The sequence below is a fragment of the Bradyrhizobium neotropicale genome (assembly GCF_001641695.1).
Taxonomy (GTDB): domain Bacteria; phylum Pseudomonadota; class Alphaproteobacteria; order Rhizobiales; family Xanthobacteraceae; genus Bradyrhizobium; species Bradyrhizobium neotropicale.
Genome location: NZ_LSEF01000124.1, coordinates 1 through 21,520 on the forward strand (window position 1 = coordinate 1; position 21,520 = coordinate 21,520).

The 21,520-nt window shown below is 64.5% G+C and carries 20 protein-coding genes; 13 read left to right on the plus strand and 7 right to left on the minus strand.

Annotated elements, in window-relative coordinates; genetic code table 11:
- Positions 1–2: 2 nt before the first annotated feature.
- From AXW67_RS39265 to AXW67_RS39285, 5 genes are all read left to right on the plus strand, one after another.
- Positions 3–2,816, plus strand: a complete 2,814-nt coding sequence (locus AXW67_RS39265; RefSeq protein ID WP_063678485.1) for a hybrid sensor histidine kinase/response regulator — start codon at positions 3–5, stop codon at positions 2,814–2,816.
- A gap of 80 nt (positions 2,817–2,896) precedes the next feature.
- Positions 2,897–3,367 carry a chemotaxis protein CheW gene (locus AXW67_RS39270; RefSeq protein ID WP_063682217.1) on the plus strand — a complete coding sequence of 157 codons (471 nt, stop codon included), beginning with the start codon at positions 2,897–2,899 and terminating at the stop codon, positions 3,365–3,367.
- A gap of 70 nt (positions 3,368–3,437) precedes the next feature.
- The gene (locus AXW67_RS39275; protein ID WP_007600538.1) at positions 3,438–3,803 is read left to right on the plus strand and encodes a response regulator; all 366 of its coding nucleotides are present in this window, start codon (positions 3,438–3,440) and stop codon (positions 3,801–3,803) included.
- A 75-nt stretch (positions 3,804–3,878) separates the two neighbouring features.
- Positions 3,879–5,075 (plus strand): protein-glutamate methylesterase/protein-glutamine glutaminase, encoded by a 1,197-nt coding sequence (locus AXW67_RS39280; protein WP_063682218.1) that lies wholly within the window; start codon positions 3,879–3,881, stop codon positions 5,073–5,075.
- Positions 5,072–5,944 carry a CheR family methyltransferase gene (locus AXW67_RS39285; RefSeq protein ID WP_027556406.1) on the plus strand — a complete coding sequence of 291 codons (873 nt, stop codon included), beginning with the start codon at positions 5,072–5,074 and terminating at the stop codon, positions 5,942–5,944. Before AXW67_RS39280 ends, AXW67_RS39285 begins: the two co-directional genes overlap by 4 nt.
- A 327-nt stretch (positions 5,945–6,271) precedes the next feature.
- Here the strand turns inward: AXW67_RS39285 and AXW67_RS39290 are convergent, their stop codons facing one another.
- From AXW67_RS39290 to AXW67_RS39315, 6 genes are all read right to left on the minus strand, one after another.
- On the minus strand, positions 6,272–6,466 hold the full coding sequence (locus AXW67_RS39290) for a hypothetical protein (RefSeq protein WP_063682219.1): 195 nt from the start codon (positions 6,464–6,466) through the stop codon (positions 6,272–6,274).
- A 198-nt stretch (positions 6,467–6,664) separates the two neighbouring features.
- Positions 6,665–6,922: a hypothetical protein gene (locus AXW67_RS39295; protein WP_027556408.1), complete on the minus strand. Its 258-nt coding sequence runs from the start codon at positions 6,920–6,922 to the stop codon at positions 6,665–6,667.
- A 764-nt stretch (positions 6,923–7,686) separates the two neighbouring features.
- Positions 7,687–8,847: a glutathionylspermidine synthase family protein gene (locus AXW67_RS39300; RefSeq protein ID WP_063682220.1), complete on the minus strand. Its 1,161-nt coding sequence runs from the start codon at positions 8,845–8,847 to the stop codon at positions 7,687–7,689.
- A gap of 3 nt (positions 8,848–8,850) precedes the next feature.
- Positions 8,851–9,075, minus strand: coding sequence for a hypothetical protein (locus AXW67_RS39305; RefSeq protein WP_063682221.1), 225 nt, complete (start codon positions 9,073–9,075; stop codon positions 8,851–8,853).
- Between the two features lie 65 nt (positions 9,076–9,140).
- On the minus strand, positions 9,141–9,548 hold the full coding sequence (locus AXW67_RS41400; RefSeq protein WP_082908228.1) for a hypothetical protein: 408 nt from the start codon (positions 9,546–9,548) through the stop codon (positions 9,141–9,143).
- A gap of 9 nt (positions 9,549–9,557) precedes the next feature.
- Positions 9,558–9,962, minus strand: coding sequence for a DUF350 domain-containing protein (locus tag AXW67_RS39315; protein WP_027556412.1), 405 nt, complete (start codon positions 9,960–9,962; stop codon positions 9,558–9,560).
- A gap of 389 nt (positions 9,963–10,351) precedes the next feature.
- Between AXW67_RS39315 and AXW67_RS39320 the strand changes: the two genes are divergently transcribed.
- Together AXW67_RS39320 and AXW67_RS39325 are read left to right on the plus strand one after the other, a co-directional pair.
- Positions 10,352–12,184 carry a CHAT domain-containing tetratricopeptide repeat protein gene (locus AXW67_RS39320; protein WP_063682223.1) on the plus strand — a complete coding sequence of 611 codons (1,833 nt, stop codon included), beginning with the start codon at positions 10,352–10,354 and terminating at the stop codon, positions 12,182–12,184.
- Between the two features lie 76 nt (positions 12,185–12,260).
- Positions 12,261–13,844 carry a hypothetical protein gene (locus AXW67_RS39325; protein ID WP_063682224.1) on the plus strand — a complete coding sequence of 528 codons (1,584 nt, stop codon included), beginning with the start codon at positions 12,261–12,263 and terminating at the stop codon, positions 13,842–13,844.
- Between the two features lie 116 nt (positions 13,845–13,960).
- Here AXW67_RS39325 and ctrA read toward each other — a convergent pair whose 3' ends face one another.
- Positions 13,961–14,662, minus strand: a complete 702-nt coding sequence (gene ctrA, locus AXW67_RS39330) for a response regulator transcription factor CtrA (protein ID WP_016848562.1) — start codon at positions 14,660–14,662, stop codon at positions 13,961–13,963.
- Between the two features lie 400 nt (positions 14,663–15,062).
- Here ctrA and fliI point away from each other — a divergent pair, with 400 nt between their 5' ends.
- From fliI to AXW67_RS39360, 6 genes are all read left to right on the plus strand, one after another.
- On the plus strand, positions 15,063–16,388 hold the full coding sequence (fliI, locus tag AXW67_RS39335; protein WP_027552727.1) for a flagellar protein export ATPase FliI: 1,326 nt from the start codon (positions 15,063–15,065) through the stop codon (positions 16,386–16,388).
- A gap of 121 nt (positions 16,389–16,509) precedes the next feature.
- Positions 16,510–16,929 (plus strand): flagellar export protein FliJ, encoded by a 420-nt coding sequence (fliJ, locus tag AXW67_RS39340; protein WP_027552728.1) that lies wholly within the window; start codon positions 16,510–16,512, stop codon positions 16,927–16,929.
- 188 nt (positions 16,930–17,117) lie between these two features.
- A complete protein-coding gene (locus tag AXW67_RS39345) occupies positions 17,118–17,663 on the plus strand; it encodes a sigma-70 family RNA polymerase sigma factor (protein WP_063682225.1) in 546 nt (181 codons plus the stop codon).
- A 206-nt stretch (positions 17,664–17,869) separates the two neighbouring features.
- Positions 17,870–18,907 carry an anti-sigma factor gene (locus AXW67_RS39350; RefSeq protein ID WP_063682226.1) on the plus strand — a complete coding sequence of 346 codons (1,038 nt, stop codon included), beginning with the start codon at positions 17,870–17,872 and terminating at the stop codon, positions 18,905–18,907.
- A 189-nt stretch (positions 18,908–19,096) separates the two neighbouring features.
- Positions 19,097–20,056, plus strand: coding sequence for a helix-turn-helix transcriptional regulator (locus AXW67_RS39355; RefSeq protein ID WP_063682227.1), 960 nt, complete (start codon positions 19,097–19,099; stop codon positions 20,054–20,056).
- 120 nt (positions 20,057–20,176) lie between these two features.
- Positions 20,177–21,391 (plus strand): NAD(P)/FAD-dependent oxidoreductase, encoded by a 1,215-nt coding sequence (locus AXW67_RS39360; RefSeq protein WP_063682228.1) that lies wholly within the window; start codon positions 20,177–20,179, stop codon positions 21,389–21,391.
- The last annotated feature ends 129 nt before the right edge of the window (positions 21,392–21,520 follow it).

The window sequence follows — 21,520 nt, forward strand, 5'->3', positions numbered from 1 at the left end:
TCATGGATGATCTGTTGCGGGAGTTTTTGACGGAGACCAGCGAGAGCCTGGACACCGTCGACAATCAATTGGTGAAGTTCGAGCAGGAGCCGAACAACGCCAAGATCCTGGATAACATCTTCCGCCTGGTCCACACCATCAAGGGCACGTGCGGCTTTTTGGGATTGCCGCGTCTGGAAGCGCTGGCGCATGCCGGCGAGACCTTGATGGGCAAATTCCGCGACGGCATGCCGGTGACGGGGCAGGCGGTGACGGTGATCCTGTCCTCGATCGACCGCATCAAGGAGATTCTGGCCGGGCTCGAGGCCACCGAAGCCGAGCCCGAAGGGACCGACCGTGACCTGATCGACAAGCTGGAAGCGATGGTCGAGCAGGGCATGGCGGCGATGTCCGGCTCGGCGCAGCCGATGCCGGCCGCAGGTGCCGCGCCCGTCACTGAAGCGCCGCCGCTCGCGCCGGACGCCCCCGCCGCCGCGCCGGCAAAGGAGATGGCCACGGGCTCGCTGGTCGACCAGACGCTGGAGCGCCCCTTGCGCCCGGGCGAGGTGTCGCTCGACGAGCTCGAGCGCGCCTTCCGCGAGACCGCGATCGAAGTGCCGGCGCCGGTGGCCAAGGCCGAGATCAAGGCCGAGCCGGCGCCGGCCGCTCCGGCGCCTGCCGCCAAGGAAACGGCCAAGGAGAGCGCAAAGCCCGCCGCCAAGGCCGCGCCCAAGAAGTCGATGGCCGACGAGACCGCCGCCGAGGGCGACCGCGTCGCCAACCAGTCGATCCGCGTCAACGTGGATACGCTGGAGCATCTGATGACCATGGTCTCCGAGCTGGTCTTGACCCGCAACCAGCTGTTGGAGATCTCCCGCCGCAACGAGGACACCGAGTTCAAGGTGCCGTTGCAGCGCCTCTCCAACGTCACCGCCGAGCTGCAGGAGGGCGTCATGAAGACGCGCATGCAGCCGATCGGCAACGCCTGGCAGAAGCTGCCCCGCATCGTGCGCGACCTGTCGAGCGAACTCGGCAAGCAGATCGAGCTGGAGATGCACGGCGCCGACACCGAGCTCGACCGCCAGGTGCTCGACCTGATCAAGGACCCGCTCACCCACATGGTGCGCAACTCCGCCGATCATGGCCTGGAGACCCCGGCCGAGCGCCTCGCCAGCGGCAAGGGCGAGCAGGGCACCATTCGCCTGTCCGCCTATCACGAGGGCGGCCACATCATCATCTGCATCGCCGACAACGGAAGAGGCCTCAACACCGAGAAGATCAAGGCCAAGGCGCTCTCCAGCGGTCTCGTCACCGAGGCCGAGCTCGAGAAGATGAGCGAAGCCCAGATCCACAAGTTCATCTTCGCGCCGGGCTTCTCGACCGCGGCCGCCATCACCTCGGTGTCGGGGCGCGGCGTCGGCATGGACGTGGTGCGCACCAATATCGACCAGATCGGCGGCACCATCGACATCAAGTCGGTCGCCGGCGAAGGCTCGTCCGTCACCATCAAGATCCCGCTGACCTTGGCGATCGTCTCGGCGCTGATCGTGGAGGCCGCCGGCGACCGCTTTGCCATTCCCCAGCTCTCGGTCGTCGAGCTGGTGCGGGCCCGCGCCAACTCCGAGCACCGCATCGAGCGCATCAAGGACACCGCGGTGCTGCGCCTGCGCAACAAGCTGCTGCCGCTGATCCATCTGAAGAAGCTCTTGAAGATCGACGACGGCGCCGCCAGCGATCCCGAGAACGGCTTCATCGTGGTGACGCAGGTCGGCAGCCAGACCTTCGGCATCGTCGTCGACGGCGTGTTCCACACCGAAGAGATCGTGGTCAAGCCGATGTCGACCAAGCTGCGCCACATCGACATGTTCTCGGGCAACACGATCCTGGGCGATGGCGCGGTCATCATGATCATCGACCCCAACGGCATTGCGAAAGCGCTCGGCGCCTCCGGCTCCTCGGCCCATGACATGGCCGATGAAGCCTCCGGCCATCACATCGGAAGCGGCGAGCAGACCACCTCGCTCCTGGTGTTCCGCGCCGGCTCCAGCCAGCCCAAGGCGGTCCCGCTCGGCCTCGTCACCCGCCTGGAAGAGCTGCCCGCCGACAAGATCGAGTTCAGTAACGGCCGCTACATGGTGCAGTACCGCGAGCAGCTGATGCCGCTGGTCGCCATGGAGAGCGTCACCATCGCGAGCCAGGGCGCGCAGCCGATCCTGGTGTTTGCCGACGACGGCCGCTCCATGGGCCTCGTCGTCGACGAGATCATCGACATCGTCGAGGAACGGCTCAACATCGAGGTCGGCGGCTCCTCGGCCGGCATCCTGGGCTCGGCCGTGATCAAGGGCCAGGCCACCGAGGTGATCGACGTCGGCCACTTCCTGCCGATGGCGTTCGCCGACTGGTTCACCCGCAAGGAGATGAAGCCGTCGATGCACGCGCAGTCGGTGCTCCTGGTCGACGACTCCGCCTTCTTCCGCAACATGCTGGCCCCCGTCCTCAAGGCGGCCGGCTACCGGGTCCGCACCGCGGGAGGCGCGCAGGAGGCGCTCGCCACGCTCCGCGCGGGCCAGAACTTCGACGTGGTGCTGACCGACATCGAGATGCCCGACATGAACGGGTTCGAGTTCGCCGAGGCGCTGCGCTCGGACAACAATCTCGGTGCGATCCCGATCATCGGCCTGTCGGCGCTGGTCTCGCCGGCGGCGATCGAGCGCGGCCGGCAGGCCGGCTTCCACGACTATGTTGCCAAGTTCGACCGTCCCGGCCTGATCGCGGCGCTGAAGGAACAGACCGCGGGCGCCGCCGGCGCCTCCGAGCTGAGCCGGGCGGCGGCCTAGAGCATGATCCGGCAAAGTGTGAAGCGGTTTTCCGACGAGATCATGCTCAAACAAAACGCGGGCGGGAAGGAGATACGTCAATGAGCACCAAGACCCAGACCACCGAAGGCGCCATGGTCGAATACGTCACCGCGATGATCGGCGGCCAGCTGTTCGGCCTGCCGATCTCCCGCGTCCAGGACGTGTTCATGCCCGAACGCGTCACCCGCGTGCCGCTGGCCTCCCGCGAGATCGCCGGCGTGCTCAATCTGCGCGGCCGCATCGTCACCGTGGTCGACATGCGCGCCCGGCTCGGCCTGCCCAAGGCCGAGGACGGCAAGGTGCCGATGGCGGTCGGCGTCGACCTCCGCGGGGAATCCTATGGCCTGCTGATCGACCAGATCGGCGAGGTGCTGCGCCTGCCCGAGGACGGCAAAGAGGAAAATCCCGTCAACCTCGATCCCCGCATGGCCAAGCTCGCCGGCGGCGTCCACCGCCTCGACGGACAGCTCATGGTCGTCCTCGACGTCGATCGCGTCCTCGAGCTCGCGCCCGACATGATGGCGGCATGATACGGCGGCGAAGCCGCCGACGCACTTGCAATTGGAAGTGCCCCTTAGGGGGATAGAAGTAGAGGTTCACATGCGAACTTGTCTCGTCGTTGACGATTCCAGCGTCATCCGCAAGGTTGCGCGCCGGATCCTGGAGGGCCTCGACTTCCAGATTCTCGAAGCCGAGGACGGTGAGAAGGCGCTTGAGGCCTGCAAGCGCGGGCTGCCCGATGCGGTGCTGCTCGACTGGAACATGCCGGTCATGGATGGCTACGAGTTCCTCGGCCACCTCAGGCGCATGCCCGGTGGCGACCAGCCCAAGGTGGTGTTCTGCACCACCGAGAACGACGTCGCGCACATCGCGCGCGCGCTGCACGCCGGCGCCAACGAATACATCATGAAGCCGTTCGACAAGGACATCGTGACGGCGAAGTTCCAGGAAGTTGGCCTGATCTGAGCGACCGCACGGAGGCTGAACGGCTCCTTCGGCGTTTTTTGTTAACTGAACCGTTTCAGTCTGAGTTGGTGAGTAATGAGTGTTGCGTTCGCAGGTAATTCGACCACGAGCCCGTCGCGAGAAGCGGGGCCGCTGCGGGTGATGATCGTCGACGACTCCGTCGTCATTCGCGGTCTGATCTCGCGCTGGATCGGTGCCGAGCACGACATGGAAGTTGCGGCCTCGTTGCGCACCGGGCTCGAGGCGGTCAACCAGATCGAGCGCATCAACCCCGACGTCGCCGTGCTCGATATCGAAATGCCCGAGCTCGACGGTCTCTCGGCGCTGCCAAAGCTGTTGGCCAAGAAGCGTGACCTCGTCATCATCATGGCCTCCACGCTGACCCGCCGTAACGCCGAGATCAGCTTCAAGGCGCTATCGCTGGGCGCGGCCGACTACATTCCGAAGCCGGAGTCGACGCGCGAAGCCTCGGCCGCCGACATCTTCCACCATGACCTGATCCAGAAGATCCGCCATCTCGGCGCGCGGCTGCGCAAGAGGTCTGCCGTTGCGAGTCCGCCGCTGGCGCCCGCACCCCACGCTCCGCTCGCACGCGAGCCGGCGGCACGGCCTGCCGCGCCGGCCCCGGCTGCGCCTGCCGTGCATGCCCCATCAGCCCCGCTGACGACGCGCCCGTTCTCGATGCAGGCGCCGAAGGTGCTGCTGATCGGCTCATCGACCGGCGGCCCGCAGGCGCTGATGGCCCTGGTGGCCGAGCTCGGCCCGGTGATCGACCGCTTCCCGGTGCTGATCACCCAGCACATGCCGCCGACCTTCACCACCATTCTCGCCGAGCATCTGGCGCGCACGAGCCGCCGGCCCGCGCATGAAGCGGTCGATGGCGAGCCGGTGAAAGCAGGGCGGATCTATCTCGCGCCCGGCGGCAGGCACATGCGCGTCGTGCGCAACGGCACGGACACCGCGATCGCGCTCGACGACGGCCCTGCCGTCAACTTCTGCAAGCCGGCGGTCGATCCGCTCTTCACCTCCGCGATCGACATCTGGCACGGCGGCATCCTCGCCGTGATCCTGACCGGCATGGGCTCGGACGGCATGCGCGGCGGCAAGGACATCGTCGCCGCCGGCGGCAGCGTGATCGCACAGGACGAAGCTTCCAGCGTCGTGTGGGGCATGCCGGGCGCGGCCGCCAATGCCGGCATCTGCTCGGCGATCCTGCCGCTCAACCAGGTCGGTGCGAAGGTCAATCGCCTGTTTTCGGGAGACCGCTCGTGACTCCCGTCGACTATGAGTATCTGCGCAAGTTTCTGAAAGAACGCTCTGGTCTCGATCTCTCCGCCGACAAGCAGTATCTGGTCGAGAGCCGGCTGCTGCCGCTTGCCCGCAGGGCGAGCCTGTCCGGTATTCCGGACCTCGTGCTGAAGATCAGGAACGGCGACGGCCGGCTTGCGACCGACGTGGTCGAGGCCATGACCACCAATGAGACCTTCTTCTTCCGCGACAAGGTGCCGTTCGATCATCTGCGCGACACCATCCTGCCCGGCCTGATCCAGGCGCGCGCCGCGCGCAAGAGCCTGCGCATCTGGTCGGCGGCATCGTCGACGGGGCAGGAGCCCTATTCGATCGCGATGTGCCTGAAGGAGATGGGCGCGGCGTTCGCCGGCTGGCGCATCGAGATCGTCGCCACCGATCTGTCGCAGGAGGTGCTGGAGAAATCCAGGGCCGGCGTCTACAGCCAGTTCGAGGTGCAGCGCGGCCTGCCGATCCAGATGCTGGTGAAGTATTTCACGCAGTCCGGCGACATCTGGCAGCTCAATGCCGACGTCCGCTCGATGGTGCAGTTCCGTCAGCTCAATCTGCTGCAGGACTTCTCGCATCTCGGCACGTTCGACATCATCTTCTGCCGCAACGTGCTGATCTATTTCGATCAGGACACCAAGGCGGTGATCTTCGAGCGCATGGCCAAGGGCCTGGAGGCCGATGGCACGCTGCTGCTCGGCGCCGCCGAATCCGTCGTCGGCATCACGGATGTCTTCCGTCCCGTCACCGATCGTCGCGGCCTCTATCAGCTCAACCCGGCGCGCTCCGGCCGCCCGATGGGGGGATTGATGCCGCAGTCGCTGAGGGTTGCCGCGGCGAGGTGAGGTGCCTTTTCGCCCTCTCCCCTTGCAGGAGCGGGTGGCTTCGCGGAACGCGAAGCCGGCTCCGAATTGCCAAGGCTCGAGAAAACTGCCTGCCCATATCCCGCGTTCGCTGTGCCGCGCGTCATCCTGCGCCGCGACATAGTGCCCGTGGCTGTGCTCAAGAAGCAGCGCAAGTAAGTTCGACCGCGAACAGCTCTTCCCGTTCTGCCGGACCGGTTTGGCACCGAGCCGTATGGGCAGAACACACGGAAATCGCCGGGTTTAGGCTTTAGCCGCTGGCCGCAGCCCTTGCAGTCGACCGAAAATCCCCCTCGATCAGGCGACGGCTCAGGCTGTATGTCGGATGGAACTTTCATGATGCTTGAAGAAGAGATCAAGCTTCACAGGTTTGCCGGTATCTCGCCAGAAAAGTCTTTTACCCATGCTGGCCGACACAGCGAGGCGATGGTGGCCGCCGATTAGAGTATGATCATCCGTTGCTATGGCGATGATCTCGTCGTCTTCGTCGATGATGACTTTCATGCGCTGCCTCCAATGCAACGCCCCTCAGCGCAGCCGCGATACTGCGCAATTTATCAAATCTCGTGCCTGACCCAGCGTTCCAATGCATGAAGTTCACGGATTTCAAATTGGGATGCTGCGCGGCCCATTGTGTACCAATCTGCACAAATGAGCGCTCAAGCACCGGAGCAAGTGAGCCCCGTAGGAGGTAGGGCAGCTTTACTTTCGTTTGCGCCGTGTTCGTTTCCGGCTGAGCCGTTTGGCATTTGCTGCCACCTTCCTTCGGTATTGCTCAACAATCTTGTCTCCGGATGCGCCGGCCATCAGGCTTGTACCGGCCTTCGCCGCCGCCAGCACTTTTTCACTAACCATGCGCTGGGCTTCACGTTGGGCCGCTTTGCCGCCGCGCATCAACTTTGCAAGGCGCAATCCGATCACGCGATTGCTTTCTAGCCCCAGCATCATCCAGTTCCACATGCTGCGAGTTCCCTAGCAAGGCAAATTGCTTTCGGATCACATCAAACGACCGCGCGCGATGTCCAATCAAAGCCGCGTGGCTTGTCAGGACGGCAGCAAACCTGCGCGTCTCTCAGAGGACCCCAAGGCCCGATTGCGGAGGGCGCGCCAGCACTCGACGGTTCCAAACATGGAAGCCGCCCGGCGATGACAAATGGGCAAATCGTTTGTTTTGTATCAACTCCAAGACGCCGAGACAGTCGTATGCTGCGCCGAAAACCAGGGAGGTTCCACATGGCATCGATCTTCTCGACGCCCCATCCAGAAAAATGCCCTCAATGTGGTTCTGGGTTAGTCCACCTCGAGTGGCGTGAGCGCGTCAATGCCCAAGAAATCCAAGATCTTTGGCGCTGTTTTAACTGCAAAAGCGAGTTTGTCACCGCCGCCACTTCTGATGAGAGGGAGCCCTCGGTCGTCGAGATAACCAAGTCCTTCTTTACGAGCCTAGTAGTCTGATCGACTGGCGTCGCTCGCGTTCTACCTGACGCCCTGATCGCTGACACGCGCGCGTACCCTAAGCGAGATCGCCACGGCTGGGGCCAAGCCCGATTGCAGAGTGTGCCAATGCTTCATGCGTCGGCATTGAACGTGAGCCGCAGCGACGGCTTCGGACAATTCGTTTTGGAGACGGCGCGCAGTCGCGATGGCTTCATCCGCCTGATCGAGCAAAACGTCTCGTTATACCGGCGCGTGCATAATCAAGCAGAACCCAGAAGACGGCCCCCTCACAAAATCGCATGCGGGAGAAACCGCGAGCTGTTGCCGGTGATCGGGCTCTCGTCCTCGCGGATCGACAGGCCGCAGGGCTCGTGGTTCACCAGCCAGCTCCCAACCACTGGATAAAAGCCCGAGAAAATCGGCAGCGGCGACAGCGCCTGGCGCACGAAGCCTTCGGCGCCGTAGGGGCCGGCGTGCGCGTCGAGCGGGACGCCGCCCGAGACCAGCGTGACATTGGCGCCTTCGCGCGACAAGAGCGGCTTGCGCACGTAGGATGTTCCGAGCTCGGCTGCGCGCGGATCGTCCTCGAAGAAGGCCGGCAGCAGATTGGGGTGGTTCGGAAACATCTCCCACAGGAGCGGCAGGATGCCCTTGTTGGAGAGCACCGCCTTCCAGGGCGGCTCGATCCAGCGCGTCGGCGCCTCAGTCAGTTTTGCGCCGAAGTCGTCGTGGAACATCCACTCCCAGGGGTACAGCTTGAACGCCAACGCGATGTCGCGGTCGTCGAGATCGACGAAGCCGCCACCTGCGTCGCGCCAGCCGACCTCCTCGACATCGAGCAGCGTGGTCGCAAGCCCCGCCTGGCGCGCGGTGTCTTCGAGATAGGCAAGCGTGCCGGCATCCTCGTCATTGCCGGTGGTGCCGGTGAGATGCAGATGACGGCCCGCGCCGATCGTCTTCCAGGCGTCGATCAGCCGCTCATGGATGGAGTTGAACTGGTCGGCGCGCGCTGGGATGATGCGCCGCTCGATCGCCTGTTCGAGCCAGGTCCATTGAAACACGGCGGCCTCGAAGATCGAGGTCGGCGTATCCGCATTGTATTCGAGCAGTTTTGCCGGCGTCTCGCCGTCGAACTTCAGATCGAGCCGGCCGTAAAGGCTGCGATCGTCGCGCTCCCAGCTCTGTGCGATCAGATCCCAGAACGCTTCCGGAATCCGCAATCGCCGCAGCTTTTGCTCGTCGCCGATCACGCGGCCGGCGAGCTCCAGGCACATCGCATCGATCTCGCCGGTCGGGGTCTCGATGCCGCGCTCGATCTCGTCGAGCGTGAAGGCGTAATAGGCGCGCTCGTCCCAATAGCGTTCGCCGTCGATGGTGTGGAAATCGAAGCCGCATTGTTCGGCGGTCTGGCGCCAATCGTCGCGCTCGGGACAGGTGATGCGTTGCATGTGTCAGCCGCCGCCGTGACCGTGGCCGCCATGACCGTGACCATGCATGTGATGCAGCGTGCCGCCGAAGCCGCCATAGGTCGGCCGGCAATAGGGTTGGCCGTCGATGCCGGGAACGGCTTCGAGGCCAGGGCCGCAGGGCCGCTCGCGTTTTGCGAATCCCGTCGAGACCGCGCCGACCGCGGCGCTGCCCATCAAGGTAAGCACGACCCTTCGCGAGCGTTTCATGTTGTCCTCTCCGCGACGCCAGCTAAGCAGATCGGGGCGCGCCGTTGAATTCAAAACCTCGCGCCTTAGCCGCCGCCCGAAGATCCGAAGGCGTGCGCAAAGGAGCCGAAGCCGCCGCGGGTGACGCCGCCGGAGCCGGAGTCGGACGATGTCCCCGACGAGGAATGGCTGGAGGAGTCGCTGCTGAAGAAGCTCGAGCGCGACGACCATCGCGAGCCGCTGCTGCCGCTGGAGGAGCCGTGGCTGCTGCTGGTGCAGGCCGTGGTCGTCTGCGCCGGTGCCGCAGCGCCCGGAGGGGGAGGGGGATCGCAATGCTGGCGCGGCATCATCGTGTAGGCGGTGGTGCCGACCGCGATCGTTCCCATCACGAGCAGTGCGACGTGGCCGGAGCGCTTCACAGGCTCCCGTGACGGCGGCGGCACGGACGCCGGGCGGCGCTTGCCGAAATCCTTGCTGCGGGGCTTCCCGGCCATGTCAGGAGATCAGTAGATCATGCAGGCGGCATTCAGCAGGCCTGCAGCGAGCGAGGAGAGACCGAGCCAGATCGCCGGGGCGAGTTCGCCGCCGGCGATCCGCGCCGACAGGTTCGGCACCGGGACCCTGACGAGATAGAACACGATGATCTGGACCACCAGCGCGATGGCGGCCCAGATCAGGCAGTCCAGCACGTTGGCCGAATGCGCGATCGCGCTGACCAGCGGGGCCACGAAGCCGAGCAGGCTGAGGCCAAGCGCGATGGCGGCAGCAGGATCGTTGTCGCGAATGAGCTGGAATTCGTTGTGCGGGGTGATGCGGGTATAGACGAACAGGTACGCCACGATGGCGATCAGCCCGGTGCAGAAATAGACCAGGAAGGCGGGCAGGCCGGCGAGCGATTGCAGAATCATGGGGGGATCCGACTGTTACCGCTTAAATTCTGGCACGATCGTTTGGTCGCCGCAGCGGCCGGATCCGTTCGATCCCCAAAAAACGAAACCCGCCCCGACCGCCAGGGCGAAAGGGCGCCGCACAAACTTTTCGGGCTATGTGAGACCTGCTTCACAAATGCGTCTTGAAGTTGCGTGTGATAATATGGTTCAGCGATGTTGCCGTTGTCCTGGAGGCGCACATGAATTGGGCCCTCGATGAGATCTGCTCACCGGCGCATGAACGATCAGGCAGGCATGATCTGACCGCTGGCGATGTTTGTCGCCAAAGCGCGCGCGGCCATGGCGATGCGGGCCATCCAATTTCGAGGAAATTTTCGATCAAATAAGTTGTTTGAGTGAGGCTTAAGATGCCTGTTGCCGACTACGAAGATTTCGAGCTCGAGATCGGCTCTGATCTGCCGGCAGGGGGCGGTCCGCAGCAATATTACGGCCGCGTCGTCAAGTCGCCGGCCGGCGAGGCGCCGAAGAGCCAGGTGAAGTTCTGGTTCTCCGCGCCGGGCGAACTGGCAAAGCTGCGCGGAGAGCTCGAAAACGCGGTCCTCGAGATCGACGAGAAAAACCGCCAGGGCCCGGCGACGCGCGGCGAACAGGTGCTGCGGGATTTCGGGCGCGGGGTCTTCCGCAGCGTCTTCACCGAGGTGCCCTCGATCCAGCGCATCTACGAGCGCAGCAAGGGCGCGGCCCAGGATCTCAGGATCAAGCTGCGTATCGAGGCGACCGAGCTTGCCGGATTGCCCTGGGAATATCTCTACGACGAAGACGACATGCCGGGCTTCGTCAGCCTCACGCGGCCGATCGTGCGATACCTCGAAACGGCGGGTGGCGTCGGCCGGATGGGCGTCAGGGGACCCTTACGCATTCTCGGCATGATCTCCGATCCCTCGACCAGCGAATGGCCGAAGCTCGACGTCGTGAGGGAGCGGGACCGCATCAACAAGGGCATCGACGCGCTCCAGCACGAAGGTCGGGTCGACTTCCAGTGGGTCCCCGGCGGCACCGGAAAAGACCTGATGAAGAAGCTGCTCGAAGGCGAGTGGCACATCTTCCATTTCATCGGACATGGCGGGGTCGATGACGCCCAGCCCGTATCCTGTGGCGGCAGCTTCGATGAGCGCGGCTTCGTCGTGATGGTCGACGAGGACGGCAAGCCGGTCAAGAAATTCGCCTCTGACCTTGCGACGATGCTGACGGGGGCGCGCAAGAGCCTTCGCCTGATCGTGCTCAATTGCTGCGAGAGCGCCAGGATCAATGTCGGCGATCGCTTCGGCAATCCGGCGATCGGCCTGATGAAGACGGGGTGGCTGCCCGCCGTGGTGGCGATGCAGTTTCCCATCACCGACAACGCCGCGATCTCGATGTCCGAAGGGTTTTATGCCGCGCTCGCCGGCAACCGTCCGATCGACGATGCGGTGACGCTCGCCCGTAAATTCATCCAGCAGAAATCCCGGGTCGAATGGGGCATCCCCGTTCTCTACATGCGCTCGTCCGACGGCAGGATTTTTGACGTCGAAACGCCACCGCCGCCGGCGAGCCCGGTCGACGCGGGGCGCCCGTCGAAGGAGACGCTGCGGCAGCGTCGCGACGAATTCATGGACGCGCTCGCCATCGCGCCGGCCACGATCGAGGCGCTGGAGGACCTGACCCGGCGGGGGCAGGAGCTGCACAGTCTGCTCGCAAACGACAACGAACTCTCGGTCCGGCTGGCAAAAGTCTATTTCGATCTCGGGACGCTTCAGCACAAGCAGAAGCAGATCCCGAAAGCGGCGGCCAGCTTCGCCTACATGCTGAAGCTCGATCCGGCAAAGCCCGAATATTTCGTGCGCAGGGCCAATTTCAACGTGACGGTCGGCCTCTACGAGAATGCGCTGGCCGATATCACGGAGGCGATCAGGCTCAAGCCCGGCAATGCCGAGTTCTACTGGATCAAGGGCATCGTCAGCATGACGGCCGCAGGTATCGACGACAAGCGCGGCTATCTGGAGGAGGCCATCAAGGCTTTCGGCAGGGCCGTCGAGCTGAATCCGAACGAGACGAAATACCTGGTGTCGCGGGCCAACGCGTATGCGCAGGTCAAGGACCTGGTGCAGGCCCAGAACGACCTCGACAGCGCAATTGCGCTGGCGCCCGACAACATCGACCTCCTGGTCCAGAAGGCCAAGATCGTCGCCCAGGTCGTGTGATTTTCATCATGGATCGCCGGAGCCCGCAGTGCCCGGTGCGTCCTCCACCAGCGAACCCTAGCGATAGGAGTTCACCGTGACGCTCGATACTTTCGTTGAGCCGTTGAATGCGATCTTCGATTCCTTCGGCGGGCCGCTTCTTGTCGTGCTGTTCTACTGGTTCAGGTTTCACACGCTCAAGGGCACCCGCTCGTTCACGACGCGGCCGCTGTTCGCATTCGGCCTCGCCGCCTTCATCGCGCCGATCCTGTTTGCCTATTGGCTGCTGCCGCAGAAGCTGTCGCCGCTTGCCACGATCTGGCTCCTGATCTTCGCCTGGATCGTTCCCTTCGTTCCCAGGTGGTGGCGAGGCTTCTGCCAGGAACTGGCCGGCATTCCCGTGAGCGCGCTTTCGCTGCGCGACGCGCTGGCCGCATCTCCGTTTCAGGTCCGTCCCGACGACATGCCGATCCTGCAGCGCAAGCTGTCCAGGATCGGCTACCAGATCGACGATTTCCGCGCCGTGCAGTCGACCGCAATCCAGTCGCGATTTCTCAAGATCTCGGCGCTGATGCTCCATCTCGACCGTTGCGCCGAAAAGCGCGAGAGCTTCATGGAGCGCAGCGCCGATCTTCATGCCGAACTGCAGTCCGTTTACGACGCCCTGTGCTTTCGCACGGTCCGCGTGCTCAAGGGCAGCGGCGAGATCTACGGCGCGATCATGGAGGACAGCGAGGTCGAGCCGAACGACTGGCAGGCCCTCGATTCCCTCTCGACCCGCCACAGCACGGTCAGCCAGCTCCAGCTGGCCGCCCAGACGGCGGCCGGATGCATGCTGGAAGACCTGCGCAAGGACATGGATTCCCTGCTCAACAACCTTCTGCTCTTCGCCGTACGCGCGGCCCTCGCCGAAGAATGGACGCTTGGGCGCAGCAAGCGCAGATTGGGGGCGATCGGGTTCACGCTGGCTCCGACCTCGCCCGGCATTCTGAAGCCCGTGGCGATCGTCGCCGCCTTCGCCTGCGGCTGGTGCCTCCTATGGTTGCTCGCATCGTGGACGATCGTTCATCTTCCCGGAGATCAATCCGCCGGCGTGCTGCGGACGCTCGTCACCACCCCTCTCCAGTTCATCGTGAACTTCTGGCTGGTGTACCACTTCAAGCGGCACTACGCGTTCGCGAACGAGAACATCTTCGGCCGGCTCCCGGTCGGGTTCATCCTGTCGGTCGGTCTGGTCAGCGCGCTGATCTTTTTCCCGGTGCAGGCGACGTTCGACTTCTACCAGTTTCCGGACCGGCCCTTTGGTGAGGTGGTGCTGCACGAACTGCCGCTGCTGATCTTTCCCTGGGGCATCGGCGCGATGACGGCCCTGCTGGTGCAGGATTCGACGTGGGGCAGGCGGTCGCGGCAGACAAGGCAGTTGAGGGACGGCCTCGTCTTCGGTGGTGGCATGACGGTGATGTTATGGATGCTGCTTGCCATCCACCAGATCGTGCCCATGCCGGTGATGGAGATCGTCCATGGTGTCACCGGATGGATGTTCATGCTCTCCTTCGTGCTTCCGACCTTCCTGTTCGGCTTCATCATCGGCTATGCGATGATCGGATACCTGCGCGAGGCGGCCGCGCGTTGCCCGGTCAAACGCCCCGTGCTGGCCACCCCGGTGCTTGCGGGGGTCTGAGGTCGGTTCAGAGACGTGCCCGTCCGGCACGTTCACGAGCCCCAAAAACAAAAACCCCGCCATTTGNGCGGGGTCCAGGCTGGGAGGAGCGAGCCGTGGCTCGCGACTTAACCCAATCAGGCGGGGATGCGCTCGTCGGCCTCGTGCGGCTCCCGCAGCACGTAGCCGCGGCCCCACACGGTCTCGATGAAGTTGCGGCCTTCGGAGGCGTTGGCGAGCTTCTTGCGGAGCTTGCAGATGAAGACGTCGATGATCTTCAGCTCCGGCTCGTCCATGCCGCCATAGAGGTGATTGAGGAACATTTCCTTGGTGAGGGTCGTGCCCTTGCGGAGCGAGAGCAGCTCCAGCATCTGATATTCCTTGCCGGTCAGATGCACGCGCTGGCCGCCGACTTCCACCGTCTTGGTGTCGAGGTTGACGACGAGGTCGCCGGTCTGGATGACCGACTGGGCGTGGCCCTTGGAGCGGCGCACGATGGCGTGGATGCGCGCCACCAGCTCGTCCTTGTGGAAGGGCTTGGTCATGTAGTCGTCGGCGCCGACGCCGAGACCCTTGACCTTGTCCTCGATGCCGGCGAGGCCGGAGAGGATCAGAATCGGTGTCTTGATCTTGGAGACCCGGAGCTGCTTGAGCACGTCGTAACCGGACATGTCGGGCAGGTTGAGGTCGAGAAGAATGATGTCGTAATCGTATAGTTTACCGAGATCGACGCCCTCTTCCCCCAGGTCGGTCGTGTAGACGTTGAAGCTCTCAGACTTCAACATCAGCTCGATCGACTGCGCGACGGCGCTGTCGTCTTCAATCAGCAAAACGCGCATGCCAGTTCCCCATAGTCGCCGCTCCGGGCGTCAGGTCGGCCGCATTCGCGGCACTCAACAAAACGCCTTTGAACAACTGATTCGGATCCTGACCTGAGATGGTTAACAAAATCTGATTCTGGAACGCAAGCCCTACGGATGCAATTTTTGTCGAATCGCCCTAAGGTATTGTGCAGAAGCAGCTTTCGTCACCCAGTTCCGTTCAAGTTCCACTTTAAGAGACGGGCCTAACCGACTCCCGCGACTCAGCCTTCTTCTGAAGGGTAGGCGCGCTCAGTCACAAAGACAGGTGACGCAATGATTAATGATGCGGGTAAACACGAAGTTAAGCGCCGTTCCGAAATATGGCGAAACTTAAGCTTTTCTCCATGAAGTCCAAATTCATCAAGGCGCTAGCCGCATGAAGGCTCTGGCCGAACAGATCGGCGATATCGATGGCGTCAATATTTATGGCCGTGTTGTGGGCGTGCGCGGCCTGATGGTCGAGGTGGCCGGGCCCATTCACGCCATGTCGGTGGGGGCGCGGCTCGTGATCGAGACCGGCGCCAACCGTTCCATCCCCTGCGAGGTGATCGGGTTCTCCGGCAGCAACGCTGTGGTGATGCCATTCGCAGGTCTCGACGGTGTACGCCGCGGCTGCAAGGCCGTCATCGCCAACGCCGCCAACCAGGTGCGGCCCTCTGCGGCCTGGCTCGGCCGGGTCGTCAATGCGCTGGGTGAGCCGATCGACGGCAAGGGGCCGCTGCCGCAGGGAACCTCGCCGATGCCGTTCCGCAACGCGCCGCCGCCGGCGCATTCGCGCAAGCGCGTCGGCGCGCCGCTCGATCTCGGCGTGCGCGCGATGAACACTTTTCTTACCTGCTGCCGCGGCCAGCGCATGGGCATCTTCGCCGGCTCCGGCGTCGGCAAATCCGTGCTGCTCTCGATGCTCGCGCGCAACGTCGACGCCGATGTCAGCGTCATCGGGCTGATCGGCGAACGCGGCCGCGAGGTGCAGGAATTCTTGCAGGACGATCTCGGCGAGGAGGGGCTGGCCCGCTCCGTCGTGGTGGTCGCGACCTCGGACGAGCCGGCCTTGATGCGGCGCCAGGCCGCCTATCTCACCCTCGCGGTCGCCGAATATTTCCGCGACGAGGACAAGGATGTCCTGTGCCTGATGGACTCGGTGACGCGCTTTGCCATGGCGCAGCGCGAGATCGGGCTCTCCGCCGGCGAACCGCCGACCGCCAAGGGCTATACGCCGACCGTCTTTACTGAACTGCCGAAGCTGCTCGAGCGCGCCGGTCCGGGCTTGGGCGAGGGCGCCATCACCGCGATCTTCACGGTGCTGGTCGACGGCGACGATCATAACGAGCCGATCGCGGACGCGGTCCGCGGCATCCTCGACGGGCATATTGTGATGCAGCGCTCGATCGCCGAGCGCGGCCGCTACCCCGCGATCAACATCCTCAAATCCGTCTCCCGCACCATGCCGAAATCGGCCGACCCGCAGTTCTGGCCGACCATCCAGCGGGCGCGCCAGGTGATGGCGACCTATGCCGACATGGAGGAATTGATCCGGCTGGGCGCCTACCGGGCCGGCTCCAGCCCGGAGGTCGACGAGGCGATCCGGCTCCACGAGCCGCTGGAGGCGTTTCTTCGGCAGCGCAAGGACGAAAGTGCATCCCTTTCGGACGGCTACCGCCAGTTGGCGCAAATCCTCGCCGATTTGGAAACGGAACGCTAACTTTGTCAGTTCATCATCCGCTCCCACAGAGTAGCCAAGCCGGTCTGGGCCCCAATCGGGCCTGTGGGGAGACCGGTGTCGTCCCACGTGCAGCTAGGGGACTTCTGGGGAGTACGAGTCGATGAAGTCACGTGAAACCCTCATCCGTCTGAAGAAGTTTCAGGTCGACGAGAAGCGCCGCAGGGTCGCCCAGATCGAGACCATGATCGCCGACTTCCAGCGGATGTCGACCGACCTCGAGCGCGAGATCCTGACCGAGCAGGAGCGCGCCGGGATCAACGATCCCTCGCATTTCGCTTATCCGACCTATGCCAAGGCCGCGATCCAGCGCCGCGAGAACCTGACCCGTTCGGCCGACGAGCTGAAAGGCCAGCTCGAGGAGGCCAAGGCCGTGCTGGGCGAGGCCTTCGAGGAGCTGAAAAAGGTCGAGTTGCTGGACGAGCGCGACCAGGCCCGCGAACGCGCCGAGGAAAGCGCTCGCGAGCAGGCCGATCTCGACAGCATCGGCCTGATGCGGGCCCGCATGGGCGCCATCGCCTAGGGGCGCCGCCAGCGACCCTCTCGCCGAGAATTTGCGAAGCCCGGGCCCGCAAGGTCCGGGTTTTCGTATTGGCTGTCCACAGTGTGGCGTCCCCACCCCTTGGTCACGGGCTTTTTCGCGCGCTATGGTAGCAGGGTGCCAAAGGCCCACGCGGAGAAGCGACAGGGCGGCGCGTGTTGGGGGGCTGAATGCTGACGCCAGCAGAGCTGGTCGGGCTGATCGCATCGGTGGCGAAGGGCGATGAGGCGGCGTTCGAGCGTCTCTACGGCGCCACGCGCGCGAAACTTTATGGCGTCGTGCTCCGTATCTTGCGTCGACAGGATCTCGCAGAGGAGGTCATTCAGGAAACCTACGTCAGAATCTGGCACAGCGCCGGCCAGTTCAATCCCGCGCTGTCGTCGCCGATCACGTGGATGGCGTCGATCGCGCGCAACCGTGCCATCGACCTCGTGCGCAAGAAGACGGAAGCCTCCATCGAGGAAGAGCCTCAGGCGATGGAGGTCGCGGCCGACAGTCCCGATCCCCTGGCTCGCCGGGAGATGACGGAGGAATTGAAGCGGCTCCTGGAATGTATCGGCCGGCTCGAGCCGGATCGTCAGAGGCTCGTGCTTCTCGCCTATTACAACGGCTGGAGCCGCGAGCAGCTGGCGGAGAAATTTGCCGCGCCCGTCAACACGGTGAAGACCTGGCTGAGGCGCAGCATGATGGATATCCGGGAGTGTCTTGGACTTTAGAGGATGACGAGAGTGTACAGGCCAGCGCGGCGTTCTCAGTTCACCTCTCCCATAGGGAGAGGTCGCGTTGCATCGGAAGATGCAATGCGGGTGAGGGGCCTCGCTCTCTCGTGGGACCTGAACCCCTCACCCGATTTACACTGGACGATGCTTCGCATCGCCAGATGCAAATCGACCTCTCCCTATGGGAGAGGTGAAGGACGCTGATGGCCTACCCGGAAGACCAAATCGCGCTCGCCGCCGAATATGCGCTCGGCACGCTCGAGGCCGGCGAGCGCGCGCAGGTCGAGGCCATGATGGCGGTGGACAAGGACTTCGCCGCGATCGTGCAGGCCTGGGAATTCCGCCTCGGCGTTCTCAACCAGATGGTCGGATCGGTCGAACCGCGGCCGATCGTGTGGGAGAGCATCAAGTTCGCGATTGCGCAGACCGCCGCATCGCAGCAGCCATCCGCAGCGCAGGAGCCGGCGGTCGCGGAGCAGCCACCTGCACCTCAGGAGCCGCCGGCGCTGCTCGATGCGCCGCCGCCAGTACCTGCGCCGGAGCCGGCCGCGGTGTCGCAGCAGGATGCCTCGGACGTCACGTCGGACTTCGTGCCGCAATTCGTGCCGCAGGTTCACGCGCCCGATCCTCACGTCGCGCCCGTCACGAGCATTCCGGTCGTCGACGACCGCAGCGTGATCCGCCTCGAAGGCCGCGTGAAGCGTTGGCGCAGCATCGCGTCCGTGGCCGGCGCGCTCGCGGCCGCGCTGCTTGTGACGCTGTCGCTCCAGATATTTCAGCCCGACGCGCTGCCCGGCGCGCTTCGTCCCGCACCGCGCATCCAGACCGTCGAGGTGAAGGCGCCCGCCGCGCCGGTCCTGCCGCCCTCGCAATATGTCGCGCTGTTGCAAGGCCCGAATGGCGGCCCCGCCTTCATCCTCACCATTGATGGCGCGACCAGGAATTTCACGGTGCGCAAGGTCGGCGCGACGCCGGAGCCCGGCAAGAGCTTTGAGCTCTGGCTGATCTCCGACAAGCTGCCGCGCCCGCGCTCGCTTGGTGTCATCGGCGCCAATGACTTCACCGCGCGTCCGGTGCTCGCCTCCTACGACGCCGACGTCGTCAACAACGCGACCTATGCCGTCACCGTCGAGCAGGCCGGCGGCTCGCCGAGCGGCCAGCCGACCTCGGCACCGGTATTTTCCGGCAAGCTGATCGAGACCGTGCCGCCGCCCCAGCCGCAGGCGCCGACGAGGAAGTAGGCCGCTGTTGAAGTCGTCGCCCGTGAGGCGATCATGTCGCCACTGTCCATTTCTCCGTCGCATTCCGACAAGCCAACCCCGCTTTTCTCTGCTCTTTGAACCTCAGTGCAGTTCGCTGCGTCAAATGCGCGCAATCGAGTTTCGGCGGCGCAAGTTGCTGCGCTGGAGAGGGCAAGGGCGAGAAGTCAAATGGATGCAGCGAAGACGCCGGGCATCTTCTTTCACCAATATGCAGGGCTGCCGCGCGGCCCCGCATTCGAGCAGTGGCGCGACAGGGCCTGCGGGCCATGCGGCCTCGATGTCGGGCCGAGCCATGGCGACAGCATCGATTGCCGGCTGCAGATCAGTGTGATCGGAGACATCGCGCTCGCCATTCCCGAAGGCACCTCGGCGCAATATTCGCGCACGCAGAGCAGCCTCGCCGACGGCAGCGATGATCTCGTGCTGATCTCAGCGCATGCGGGCCTCGTCCGCGTCGAGCAAAACCGCCGCCCCATCGAGCTAGCGCCGTCGCAGATGATGCTTGCCGACATGAGCGTCACCGGCGCGGTCGGCCACACCGATCAGGACCGATTCACCACCATTCGCATGCCGCGCCGTGCGCTGCTCGAGATCAGCCCGCGCGCCGAGGACAAGCTCTCGCAGGTCCTCTCCGACGGTGCGGTCGCCGAAACCATCTTCCGCTATCACGCGCTCGCCGCCAATAACGGCCCGCATCTCGATGCCATCGGCCAACGCCTGACCGCGCAACACATGGTCGATCTCGTCGGCCTCCTGCTCGGCACCGATGCCGAGCACGCAAGCCTCGCGCGCGGCCGTGGGCAGGCGGCGGCGCGTCTCGATCTGATGCGCGCCGACGTGATGGCCGCGCTCGGCCGCAACGATCTCTGCCTGTCCGAGGTCGCGGCGCGCTCGGGGCTGAGCCCGCGCCAGGCGCAGCGGCTGTTCGAGCAGGCCGGCACGACCTTCACCGAATTCGTGCTGGAACAACGGCTCCTCCTCGCGCGAAAACTGCTCGGTGATCCCCGCGCCAGGGCGCGCAAGATCAGCGACATCGCGCATTCGGCAGGCTTTTCCGACTTGTCCTACTTCAACCGCGCCTTCCGCAAGCGCTTCGGCGCAACGCCATCGGAATTGCGCGGGGTGTAAGCCCCAGCCGCAATTCTGCATCGCCGGTCGGGGCCGTTGCGGTTGGTCTGTCCGGTCGGATGCGCTATACAGGTTGTGACGAGCTTTTCGGACTTATCGAGGACAACGCAGTAGGCGGACATGGCGCGTATCGTCGTGCTCGGCGCCGGATTTGCAGGGCTGTGGGCCGCCATCGGTGCCGCGCGCATGCGCGCGGAGATCGGCGCGACCGACATCGAGATTCATCTCGTCGACCGCAATCCCTATCACAACATCCGCGTGCGCAATTACGAGGTCGACCTGAGCGAGGTCGCGCTTCCGCTTCCGCAACTGCTCGATCCGATCGGCGTCAGCCACGGCATCGGAGAGGTTGAGGCCATCGCCCCGGCGCGACGCGAGATATCGCTCGTCACGAGCCGCGGCGACGAGACGCTGGCTTACGACCGCCTGGTGCTCGCGCTCGGCAGCGAAGTGATGCCCCCCGACATTCCGGGGCTCGCGCAGCATGGCTTCGACGTCGACACCTATGCCGCGGCGCTGCGCCTCGAGGCCCATCTCGCGGTGCTCGGACACAGCGCGCCGTCACCGGGGCGCGCGACGGTCGTCGTGGTTGGTGCGGGTTTTACCGGTATCGAGGTTGCAACCGAAATGCCGGCCCGGCTGGCGCGCGCCGGCATCACTGGCGGCCGCCGCGTCATCCTGGTTGATCCCAACCCCGTGGTCGGCGCAACCATCGGCGAGCACGCGCGCCCCGTCATTGAGACGGCCCTGTCTTCGCTCGAGGTGGAGACGCGTCTCGGCGTGCGGGTCGAGTCCATCGCGGCTGCCGGCATTCGTCTGAGCTCCGGCGAAGTCATCGCAACGCAGACGGTGGTCTGGTGCGCGGGCATGCGTGCAAGCCCGCTTGCTGCCAGCCTGCCGGGTGCGCGCGATCGCCTCGGGCGGCTGCTGGTCGATCCCTTCATGCGGGTTGCGGATTTGCCTGGGGTTTTCGCCGCCGGCGATGTCGCCTCGAGCGTGGTCGACGGGCTGCATCCAACCGTGATGTCCTGCCAGTTCGCCCGTCCCATGGGCCGCTTCGCCGGCCACAATGTGGTGGCCGATCTCGCCGGCCAGCCGATGCTGCCGCTGCGGATCGACTGGTACGTAACCGTGCTCGATCTCGGCGATTGGGGCGCGCTCTACACCGAAGGATGGGACCGCGAGGTGCGCACGACTGGTGCAGCCGCGAAGGCGACCAAGCAGACCATCAATTGCAAGCGCATCTACCCGCCGCTCTCGCGCAGCAAGGACGACCTCTTCGCCGCCGCCGCGCCAACCGTGCAGGCGCCGCCACCGACCTATGGGGCGCGATAGTGTCGGGACGTGCGTGCCGTGGACCTTGCTGCGTTCGCAATGACGAGTTTGGTCCAGAAATGAGAAAGCGCCCGTGGGGGGCGGGCGCTTTCCGTAGTCGACTTGGGGTTGGGGTCGTCTACATATCCA